Genomic DNA, 9,813 nt, shown 5'->3' on the forward strand with positions numbered 1-9,813 from the left:
ATCGGCGCGCCCTTGCGGTCGGCGGCGGCGAAACGACCGGTCAGCAGGCCCATGGCCGCGCTCTCGACATAGCCCTCCACGCCCGTGACCTGGCCGGCGAAGCGCAGCCGCGGCTGGGCCTTCATCCGCAGCGACTTGTCCAGCAGCTTGGGCGAATTGATGAAGGTGTTGCGGTGCAGACCCCCCAGGCGGGCGAACTGGGCGTTCTCCAGACCCGGGATCATCCGGAAGGTCTCGGCCTGGACCCCATGCTTCAGCTTGGTCTGGAAGCCGACCATGTTCCACAGCGTGCCCAGGGCGTTGTCCTGGCGCAGCTGGACGATGGCGTAGGCCTTGACCAGGGGATCGCGCGGGTTGGTCAGGCCAACGGGCTTCATCGGCCCGTGGCGCAGGGTCTCGCGGCCGCGCTCGGCCATGACCTCGATGGGCAGGCAGCCGTCGAAATAGGGGACGTTCTCCCACTCCTTGAACTCGGACTTGGGGCCGGCCAGCAGGGCGTCGATGAAGGCCTCGTACTGCTCCTTGTTCATCGGGCAGTTGATGTAGGCGGCCGCGTCGCCGCCGGGGCCTTCCTTGTCGTAGCGCGACTGGCGCCAAGCCTTGTCCATGTCGATGGAGTCGAAGTGGATGATCGGCGCGATGGCGTCGAAGAACGACAGCTGGCCCTCGCCGGTCAGCTCCAGGATCGCCTGGGCCAGGGCGGGCGAAGTGAGGGGGCCAGTGGCGACGATGACGTTGTCCCATTCGGCCGGAGGCAGGCCGGCGATCTCCTCGCGGACGATCGTGACCAGCGGATGGGCCTCCAGGCGGCGGGTGACCTCGGCCGAGAAGCCGTCGCGGTCGACGGCCAGGGCGCCGCCGGCCGGCACCTGGTGCTGGTCGGCGCAGGCCATGATCAGGCTGTCCAGCTTGCGCATCTCGGCGTGCAGCAGGCCCACGGCGTTGAACTGCCAGTCGTCCGAGCGGAACGAGTTGGAGCAGACCATCTCGGCCAGGCCGTCGGTCTGGTGGGCGTCGGTAATGACTTTGCCGGTGGCGTCGTCCTTGCGCATCTCGTGCAGGATCACTGGCACGCCGCTCTGGGCGATCTGCCAGGCGGCCTCGGAGCCGGCCAGGCCCCCGCCGACGATGTGGACGGGCTGATAGGTCGCATTCGTGGTCATGGGGCGCCCTATACCCCCGGCTGTCGCTCGGCGAAACCTGCGTGTAGGCTCGGGCGAGCGGCGCGTCGTTCGCGCGCCTTGCGGGCAGGGAGGGGACATGGCGAGATTTTCCGTTGGCGAGGCGGCCACCGCCGGCTTTGGCGTCGTCGTGCGCCACCCCCTGGCGGTCCTGGGTTGGGCGCTGGCCATGGTGGTCGCCTTGATCGGGCCGGCCATATTGGCGTTCGCGGCGATGGGCCCCGAGTTCGCGCGCCTGATGCAGTGGGCCATGACCCACCAGGGCGGCGCGCCGGATCCGGCGATGATGGATCAGATGATGCGGGCGCAGTCGGGCATGACCGCGCTGCACCTGCTCTATTGGCTGTGGTCGTCGTTCGTGCGCGCGGTGCTGTGCGCGGCGGTGTTCCGCGCCGTGCTGACGCCGGATCAGTCCGCCTGGGCCTTCCTGCGGATCGGCTCGCGCGAGCTGTGGCTGACCCTGCTGATCCTGGTCGAGCAGGTGTTGCTGATGATCGTGATCTTCATCGTCGCCCTGCTGATCGTGGTGCTGACGGCGGTGGTCGCGGTGAGCGGTGGCGAGCAGGGGCGGATGGCGACGATGGTCACCGCCTGCGCGTCGTCCGCGGTCGCCGGCGGCGTGCTGATCTGGGTGGCGCTGCGTCTCTCGATGGCCGCGCCCATGACCTTTGTCGACGCCCAGTTTCGCCTGTTCGAATCCTGGACCCTGACCCGCGGCCAGGGCTGGCGGCTGCTGGGCGTGGCGGTGCTGGTCGTCGTGTTCGTGCTGCTGATGGAGGTTCTCGTCGGAGCCGCCGCAGTCGGCGCCGTCGTGGCGGCCGGCGGCTCGCTGGCGGCCATTCAAGGTCCTGGGGCGCTGGAAGCCTTCCTGGCGCGACCGCCCCTGGCGCTGCTGCATGACCTCTGGCCGTGGCTGCTCGGCGTGGGCGCCCTGGGCGCGGTGTTCAGCGCGGTCATCCAGGCGGTCGTGTTCGCGCCTTGGGCCGTCGCGCATCGCGCCTTGACCAGGGACGTCTAGAGCGCGTTAGGAAGGCTCTGGCGGCGGCGTCATGTTCGGCGCGGGAAGGAACTTGATTTGATGACGGACGGATCGGCCAGCGTCGGCGGCGCGCTGCGCGCGGGCCTCGCCGAGTGGCGGCCCGCCCTCGACGCCTGCTGGGCGGCCTTGGCCGTAGCGGCGGTCCTGGCCATGGTCGCTGGATGGCTGCCTGCGGGCGTGGGCCCGCTGGCGGCGCTGGCCGCCGGCGTGATCGCGCAGGGCGCGCTGTTTCGCCGGGTTTTCGCCCGCTCGCCGGGCTTTAAGGGGTTGCGGTGGGGATCGGATGAATGGCGCCTGCTGGGCGCGCATCTCCTCGCGCTCGGCCTTGTCGTTCTGATCGGCTCGATCCTGCTCGTGGTGATCGGCGCGGTGGTCCTGGGCGTCGCTCGCGCCAGCGCGCCGGGCCTGGACATCGGGTCGGCGCAGGCCTGGAAGGATGCGGTGGCCCACGCCGGGCCGGCCGGCTTCGTCGTTGGCCTGGCGCCGCTCGCGGGCCTGGCGATCCTGGTCTGGCTGTCCCTGCGGCTGTCCCTGACCGCGCCGGCCACCGTGGCGCAGGGCGGCGTTCGCGTGCTAAGCGCCTTTCCGCTGACCAAGGGTCGGGTTCCCGTCCTTCTGGCCGTCAGCCTGGTCCTGGCCGCGCCGGCGGTTCTCGTTGGTCTCGTCCTGGGGGCGGCGTCCCCCCGAGGGCCGGGCGCCGCTGCGGTCGCGGCGGCGATCGCCTATTTTGTCCTGGCGCCGGTCTGGGCCGGCGCCATCGCCCATATCTACCGCCAAGCCGCGGTCTTGCAGGACTGATCGATGTCTGTTCGTCCCACCGACGCCGCCCTCGAAGGGCTTCGCACCATGCGGCGCAAGCCGCTGTCCGTGCTGGCCTGGGCGGCCTTTTCGCTGGTCATGCTGCCGATCCTGGGCCTGATCGCCAAGATCGTGCTGGGCGAGGAGGGCCGCGCGGCCCTGGCCGGGCGGGTCGGCTCCGCCGATCCCCGCGAACTGCTCGACCTGATCACCCACCTGGGCGGCGCCATGGTGCTGCTGATCGCCCTGGCCCTGGTGCTCGGCTCGGTGCTGCAGGCGGCGATCATCCGCTCGGTGATCGAGCCCCGGAACGACCGGTTCGCCTATCTGCGCCTGGGTCGTGAAGAGGTTCAGCTGCTGATCGTGTCGCTGATCACCTGGGCCGCGGCCCTGGGCGTCACCGTGATCCCTTCCGGCGCGGTCGTGCTGGGCGCGGCCCTGCTGTCGGGCGCGGCGGCGGGCTGGTTCGCCACGCTGGGCGCGCTGGCCGTGATCGCCCTTTCGCTGTGGGTCGCCGTGCGCCTCTCCCTGCTGGGCCCCCACGCCTTCTCGCACCATCACATCGACGTCCGCGCGGCCTGGATCCAGACCCACGGCCAGTTCTTCCGGCTGCTGGCCATGTTCGCCATGACCATCGCCCTGAGCGCGGTGGTCTCGATCATCGGATCGACGGCGTCGCTGATCCTGGGCAACCTGATCAGCGGCGAGATGCAGCCAGCAGAGAGCAGCGTCGTCGCCAGCCATCCGCGGCTGATCCTGACCCTGGTCGCCAACCTGTTGCTGGCTCCGGTCTTCCTGACCCTGCAGACGGTCATCCTGGCCTCGGCGCCGGCCAAGGCCTTCGCCCACCTGAACCAGGACGAGATCGACGCCGGGCTGCACGAATAGGCTCTAGGCCCCCGCGGAGGGCCTGGCCGCCATCCGTGCGCGCCAGGCCAGGACGTGCTCGGCGTCGCCGGGTGTCGCAAGACCGGTGAAGTCGGCGAAGTCCAGGGCCGTCTGGCCAGCGATATCCGCGATCGTGAAGGTCTCGCCGGTCAGGTAGGGGCGGCCGTCCGCCAGTTCGCGGTTCAACCAGGCTTGGGCCTTCTCGACCACCTCGCGGTTCGACTCCCCGAACGCGACGTTCTGCTTCAGCAGACGCGCCGTCAGCGGATGGGCATGACGCCAGAACAGGCCGATCGGGACCATCAGGCGGAACTCGATCCGCCGCGTCCACATCTCGACCTGGGCCTGCTCCAGCGCCGTGACGCCGAACATCGGCGGGGTCGGATGCAGCACCTCGAAATAGCGGCAGATGGCGATGGTCTCGCTGATCGCGGTTCCGTCGTCGAGCTCCAGCACCGGCACCTGGCCCAGGCTGTTGCGCGCCAGATGCTCGGGCGACTTGTGACCGCCCTCCCGCATGCCGATGCGGATCTCGGGCACTTCAAGGCCCTTCTCGGCCAGGAAGATCCGCACCCGGCGCGGGTTGGGCGCGGGCATGGCTTCGCCGTAGAGCTTCATGATGTCCTCCCTCTATTCAAACGGATGTTAGAGGGCGGTTCGGCCTGGCGGCAAGCGCGTACGAAAAAGCCGCCTTCGGCCCTGTCGAAGCCGAGCGAACCCGTTTAGCTTGCAGCCGTTCCGTCATTTGAAGAGTTCGACATGTCCAAGTTCTCGGCTTCCGACGCCGCCTTCTCCGGTTTTCGACTGGTGCGGGAGAACTTGAAGACCATCGCCGTCTGGGCGGCGGTCATGACGGTGCTGTCGATCATCTCCAACGTGCTGGCCATCCAGTTCTTCGGCCCCAAGCTGGAGTTGCTGCTGGGTTACATTTCAGACAACGCCAATCCGGACCCGGAAGAGGTCGCCAGGCGCGCCGCGGACCTGGCGCCGCTGATGCCGTGGTTGCTGTCCTACAGCCTGATCGTGAACGGCGTGATCTTCGCGGCGCTCAATCGGCTGGTGCTGCGCCACCACGACAGCCGCCTGGCCTATCTGCGCCTTGGCAAGGAGGAGCTGCGCCAAGCGGCGGTCTGGCTCCTGACCAGTCTCGTCCTGATGGCGACGCTGTTCGTGGGCTCCGCGGTCTCGGGCTTCCTGGGCGCGATGGGCGGGGCGACCGGCGCGTTTCTGGCCCTGCTCGGCCTCGTCGGCTCGTTCTGCGCCATGATCTATCTGGCCATCCGCCTGTCGTTCGCTCCGGCGGTGACGTTCGAGACCGGCAAGGTCACGCTGTTCAAGTCGCTGCCCGAGACCAAGGGCCTCTTCTGGTCGCTGCTCGGCGCCTATCTGCTGGCGGCGGTGATGAGCGTGATCGTCGTGCTGCTGATCTGGACCATCGTCTCGGCGATCGGCCTGATCGCCTCGGGCGACCTGTCGGCGACGGGCAAGATGCTGCGGGCCGACACCAGTTCGCTGAAGGCCTATTTCACGCCGGCGGGGATCGTCCAGGCGCTGTTCTCGGGCGTGATCTCGATCCTGACCACCCTGATCGTCTTCGGCCCGGCCCCCACCATCTATCGCGAGCTGAAGGGCGGGGCGCCCGACACGCCGACCACCGGCGGCTGGTAGGAGCGACGGCAGACAAAACCCACGCCTTCCTCGCCCTTGTGGCGAGGACCCATGGTCGAGCCATGGTTGGGCGAGGCCAGTGCGTCGCCGCCAGCGTGGACGCCCAACGGCCGACTCCATGGTCGCCGAACCCTGGGCCCTAGGCACAAGGCCTAGGGAGGCGGTGTTTGGCCGCGGCCTCTACGCTCGCGCCTTCTTCAGCTGCGCCACCCGCGCCTTGCGGCGTTCCTCGTGGCGATCCAGCAGCTCCTTGAGGTAGCGGCCGGTCCAGCTGGCCTCGACCTTGGCGACATCCTGGGGCGAGCCGGTGGCGACGATCTGGCCGCCGCCGTCGCCGCCCTCGGGGCCGAAGTCGATCAGCCAGTCGGCGGTCTTCACGACATCCAGGTTATGCTCGATGACCACCACGGTGTTGCCCTGGTCGGCCAGCTCATGCAGCACCTCGAGCAGCTTCTTGGTGTCCTCGAAGTGCAGACCGGTGGTCGGCTCGTCCAGGATGTACAGCGTGCGGCCGGTGGCCCGGCGCGACAGCTCCTTCGACAGCTTCACGCGCTGCGCCTCGCCGCCCGACAGAGTCGTCGCCTGCTGGCCGACCTTGATGTAGCTGAGGCCCACGCGCTTGAGCGTCTCCATCTTGTCGCGGATCGGCGGCACGGCCTTGAAGAAGTCGGCGGCCTCCTCGACGGTCATGTCCAGGACGTCGGCGATGGTCTTGCCCTTGAACAGCACGTCCAGGGTCTCGCGGTTGTAGCGCTTGCCCTTGCAGATATCGCAGGTGACGTAGACGTCCGGCAGGAAGTGCATCTCGATCTTGATGACGCCGTCGCCCTGGCACGCCTCGCAGCGGCCGCCCTTGACGTTGAAGCTGAAGCGCCCCGGGCCATAGCCGCGCGCCTTGCTTTCCGGCAGGCCCGCGAACCAGTCGCGGATCGGGCCGAAGGCGCCGGTATAGGTCGCCGGGTTCGAGCGCGGGGTGCGGCCGATCGGCGACTGGTCGATGTCGATGACCTTGTCGAACTGCTCCAGGCCCTCGATCCGCTCGTGCGGGGCGGGGGCGTCGCTGGCGTTGTTCAGACGGCGCGCGGCGGCCTTGTACAGGGTCTCGATCGTGAAGGTCGACTTGCCGCCGCCCGACACGCCGGTGATGCAGGTGAAGGTCCCGACGGGGATCTCGGCCGTGACGTTCTTGAGGTTGTTGCCGGTCGCCCCGACGACCTTCAGCACCTTCTTCTTGCTGATCGGCCGACGTTGCTCGGGGACCTCGATCTCGCGCGCGCCGGTCAGGTAGGCGCCGGTGAGGCTCCTGGGGTTGGCCATGATCTCTTCGGGCTTGCCCTCGGCGACGATCTCGCCGCCGTGGACGCCCGCCGCCGGGCCCATGTCGATCACGTAGTCCGCGGTGAGGATCGCCTCCTCGTCGTGCTCGACGACCAGCACCGAATTGCCCAGGTCCCGCAGGCCCTGCAGCGAGGTGAGCAGGCGCGTGTTGTCGCGCTGGTGCAGGCCGATCGACGGCTCGTCCAGCACATAGAGCACGCCGGTCAGGCCTGAGCCGATCTGGCTGGCCAGGCGGATGCGCTGGCTCTCGCCGCCCGACAGGGTGCCCGATCCGCGCGACAGGTTCAGGTAGTCCAGGCCGACGTCGACCAGGAACCGCAGGCGGTCGTTGATCTCCTTCAGGATCCGCCGGGCGATCTCCATCTGCTTGTCGGTCAGCTTGCCTTCCAGGGCCGCGAACCAGTCGCGAGCCGGACGGATGGCCAGCATCGACACCTCGGCGATGTCCATGGCGTCGATCTTCACCGCCAGGGCTTCGGGCTTCAGGCGCTTGCCGTGGCAGGTCTCGCAGGGGGTGTCGGACTGGTAGCGGCCCAGTTCTTCGCGCACCCAGCTCGAGTCCGTCTCGCGCCAGCGACGCTCAAGGTTCGGCAGCACGCCCTCGAACGGCTTCTCGACCTCGTATTTGCGGGCGTTGTCGTCGTAGACGAACTTGATCTTGGTCCCGCGCGAGCCGTTCAGCACCACGTCGCGGGCGTCCAGAGACAGCTTGTGCCAGGGCTCGTCCATCGAGAAGCCGTAGTGGCGCGCCAGGGCCTGCAGGGTCTGGGTATAGAGCGGCGAGGGACCCTTGGCCCAGGGCGCGACCGCGCCCTTATGCAGGCTCTTGTCCTTGTCGGGGATGACGAGGTCGGCGTCGAAGGCGAGCTTCGCGCCCAGGCCGTCGCAGACCGGACAGGCGCCCGCCGGATTGTTGAACGAGAACAGGCGCGGCTCGATCTCGGCGATGGTGAAGCCGCTGACCGGGCAGGCGAAGCGTTCCGAGAACAGGATGCGCTTCGGCTCCTTCTCGCCTTCCTCGATATTGGCGAACTCGGCGACCGCCAGGCCATCGGCCAGGCGCAGGGCCTGTTCGATGGAGTCGGCCAGGCGCTGCTCCATGTCGGGCTTGGTCACCACGCGGTCCACCACCACGTCGATGTCGTGCTTGAACTTCTTGTCGAGGGCCGGGGCGTCCTCGATCGGATAATATTCGCCGTCGATCTTCAGCCGCTGGAAGCCGGCCTTCTGCCACTCGGCGATCTCCTTCCTGTACTCGCCCTTGCGGTCGCGAACGACGGGGGCCAGCAGGTAGAGACGCGTGCCTTCGGGCAGGGCGGTGATCTTGTCGACCATCTGGCTGATGGTCTGGCTCTCGATCGGCAGGCCGGTGGCGGGCGAGTAGGGAACCCCGACCCGCGCCCAGAGCAGGCGCATGTAGTCGTGAATCTCGGTCACCGTGCCGACGGTCGAGCGCGGGTTCCTGGACGTCGTCTTCTGCTCGATCGAGATCGCTGGCGACAGGCCCTCGATCAGGTCGACGTCGGGCTTGCTCATCAGCTCCAGGAACTGACGGGCGTAGGCCGACAGGCTCTCCACATAGCGGCGCTGGCCCTCGGCGTAGATCGTGTCGAAGGCGAGCGACGACTTGCCCGACCCCGACAGGCCAGTCAGAACGACCAGCTCGCCGCGAGGGATATCGACGCTGACGTTCTTCAGATTGTGCTCACGGGCGCCGCGAACGCGGATGAAGTTCAGTTGCTCGGCCATGTTTTCCGGAACGTTGGGCCGCGACATTGGTCGCAGCGCAGCGGCTATATGTAGGGCTCGAAGCGCGAATTAACACAAGAACAAGATGCGAACAAATGCCGCGCGTGCGAGCGGCCACGCCTGCTGCCAGCAGATGTCAGCAGAGCCACGCCAATAAGGCGCCGCTCGCCATTCGAGAGTCGTGAAAACGGCGCCATCTCGGCGCGTCCTTCGTCGAAGCTTAACCGGAGGTGGCGGCGGATGGCGCGGAGGGCTTGGTCCAGGCGTTGGCTCGCCGCCTCGGGCGGGGTGTTGATCAACGGCCTGATCCTGGGCGCTCTGATCCTCGTCGAGGAACCACCGCCCCGGCCCGAAGAGGCTCCCGTCACCTTCCTGGACGTGGAACGACCCGAGCGGGAAAGGGCGCCGCCTGCTCGGTCTGGCGCGGCCAGAGTAGGTGGCGCGCCAGCCGTGCGAGGTGGGCCTGTGGGCGCGGCTTCGGCGGAGTCGAGCCCACAGGCGCCGGCCGAGTTCGCCCTGCCGACCAGCGAGCCCGCGTGGCGTGTCGATGAAAGGGCCGTGGATCGTTGGCGCCTGCTGGAAGGGAACGCCGCCCTGGGGATCGGGCGGTTCAAGCGGGCCTGCAGCGGTCTCAGCAGCGAGCACATGACGCCCGACGAGAAGGAGCGCTGCTACGGCGGCTGGAACGACCGAAAGGACCGGAGGCCATCGCCGGACTTCATCGGCCCCATCGATGAGCGCCGATGGGAGATCCCCCAGGCGAACGCGCCATCCCGCTTCGACAAGGACGCGCGCCGCCAGCAGCGGTGCCGCGACTATCGCCGGGGACGCACGCCCGGCTTCAGCGAGCGCAATCTCGACTCCATTGGCGCGCCCCCGCCCAGCCTGCGCGACGGCGGCTGTTTCTAACGCCTGTCGCCGTCCCCGGTCCGGGGGCGTTCGCCTTTCCTCAACCCTGTTTGAAAGCCGGTCCTTCAGCCTGTCCGTGTCAAAACCGCGCTATCGGGCGAGGACCCGACTTTGGCAGGAGCCGATCATGGCCAAGAAGGCCGAAAGTGCAAAACAGGGCGCCAAGCAGGAGGCGTTCGACGCGCTTCGCGGCGCCAAGCCGCGCTCGGTGATGATCGACGGGCTGGTGTTCATCGGCGGGAT

General features: G+C 68.4%; 8 protein-coding genes. 5 read left to right on the plus strand and 3 right to left on the minus strand.

Features of this window, described 5'->3' with window-relative positions:
- A partial coding sequence (gene trmFO / locus VJ655_RS01585) for a methylenetetrahydrofolate--tRNA-(uracil(54)-C(5))-methyltransferase (FADH(2)-oxidizing) TrmFO (protein WP_324097615.1) occupies positions 1-1,163 on the minus strand: 1,163 nt, incomplete at its 3' end.
- A gap of 97 nt (positions 1,164-1,260) precedes the next feature.
- On the opposite strand from trmFO, the gene VJ655_RS01590 reads away from it, so the two are divergent.
- From VJ655_RS01590 to VJ655_RS01600, 3 genes are read left to right on the plus strand one after another with little or no spacing between them, the layout of a single operon-like run.
- A complete protein-coding gene (locus VJ655_RS01590) occupies positions 1,261-2,199 on the plus strand; it encodes a hypothetical protein (RefSeq protein WP_324097616.1) in 939 nt (312 codons plus the stop codon).
- A gap of 60 nt (positions 2,200-2,259) precedes the next feature.
- Positions 2,260-3,018, plus strand: coding sequence for a hypothetical protein (locus VJ655_RS01595; protein ID WP_324097617.1), 759 nt, complete (start codon positions 2,260-2,262; stop codon positions 3,016-3,018).
- A 3-nt stretch (positions 3,019-3,021) separates the two neighbouring features.
- Positions 3,022-3,906: a hypothetical protein gene (locus tag VJ655_RS01600; protein WP_324097618.1), complete on the plus strand. Its 885-nt coding sequence runs from the start codon at positions 3,022-3,024 to the stop codon at positions 3,904-3,906.
- A gap of 3 nt (positions 3,907-3,909) precedes the next feature.
- On the opposite strand, the gene VJ655_RS01605 is transcribed toward VJ655_RS01600, so the two are convergent.
- On the minus strand, positions 3,910-4,524 hold the full coding sequence (locus VJ655_RS01605) for a glutathione S-transferase (RefSeq protein WP_324097619.1): 615 nt from the start codon (positions 4,522-4,524) through the stop codon (positions 3,910-3,912).
- A gap of 141 nt (positions 4,525-4,665) precedes the next feature.
- Between VJ655_RS01605 and VJ655_RS01610 the strand changes: the two genes are divergently transcribed.
- Positions 4,666-5,574, plus strand: a complete 909-nt coding sequence (locus tag VJ655_RS01610; protein WP_324097620.1) for a hypothetical protein — start codon at positions 4,666-4,668, stop codon at positions 5,572-5,574.
- A gap of 180 nt (positions 5,575-5,754) precedes the next feature.
- On the opposite strand, the gene uvrA is transcribed toward VJ655_RS01610, so the two are convergent.
- Entirely contained in the window at positions 5,755-8,661 is a 2,907-nt protein-coding gene (gene uvrA / locus VJ655_RS01615; protein WP_324097621.1) for an excinuclease ABC subunit UvrA, read from the minus strand.
- Positions 8,662-8,901: 240 nt separating this feature from the next.
- On the opposite strand from uvrA, the gene VJ655_RS01620 reads away from it, so the two are divergent.
- A complete protein-coding gene (locus VJ655_RS01620) occupies positions 8,902-9,570 on the plus strand; it encodes a hypothetical protein (RefSeq protein WP_324097622.1) in 669 nt (222 codons plus the stop codon).
- Positions 9,571-9,813 lie beyond the last annotated feature (243 nt).

The sequence above is a fragment of the Caulobacter sp. genome (assembly GCF_035254145.1).
In the GTDB taxonomy this organism is placed as follows: domain Bacteria; phylum Pseudomonadota; class Alphaproteobacteria; order Caulobacterales; family Caulobacteraceae; genus Caulobacter.

What these genes read in the sequence shown, in the direction of transcription:
- VJ655_RS01590 (WP_324097616.1), top strand. Translation starts at nt 1,261, where the DNA reads ATGGCGAGATTTTCCGTTGGCGAGGCGGCCACCGCCGGCTTTGGCGTC.
- uvrA (WP_324097621.1), bottom strand. Translation starts at nt 8,661, where the DNA reads ATGGCCGAGCAACTGAACTTCATCCGCGTTCGCGGCGCCCGTGAGCAC.
- VJ655_RS01600 (WP_324097618.1), top strand. Translation starts at nt 3,022, where the DNA reads ATGTCTGTTCGTCCCACCGACGCCGCCCTCGAAGGGCTTCGCACCATG.
- VJ655_RS01620 (WP_324097622.1), top strand. Translation starts at nt 8,902, where the DNA reads ATGGCGCGGAGGGCTTGGTCCAGGCGTTGGCTCGCCGCCTCGGGCGGG.
- VJ655_RS01610 (WP_324097620.1), top strand. Translation starts at nt 4,666, where the DNA reads ATGTCCAAGTTCTCGGCTTCCGACGCCGCCTTCTCCGGTTTTCGACTG.
- VJ655_RS01605 (WP_324097619.1), bottom strand. Translation starts at nt 4,524, where the DNA reads ATGAAGCTCTACGGCGAAGCCATGCCCGCGCCCAACCCGCGCCGGGTG.
- VJ655_RS01595 (WP_324097617.1), top strand. Translation starts at nt 2,260, where the DNA reads ATGACGGACGGATCGGCCAGCGTCGGCGGCGCGCTGCGCGCGGGCCTC.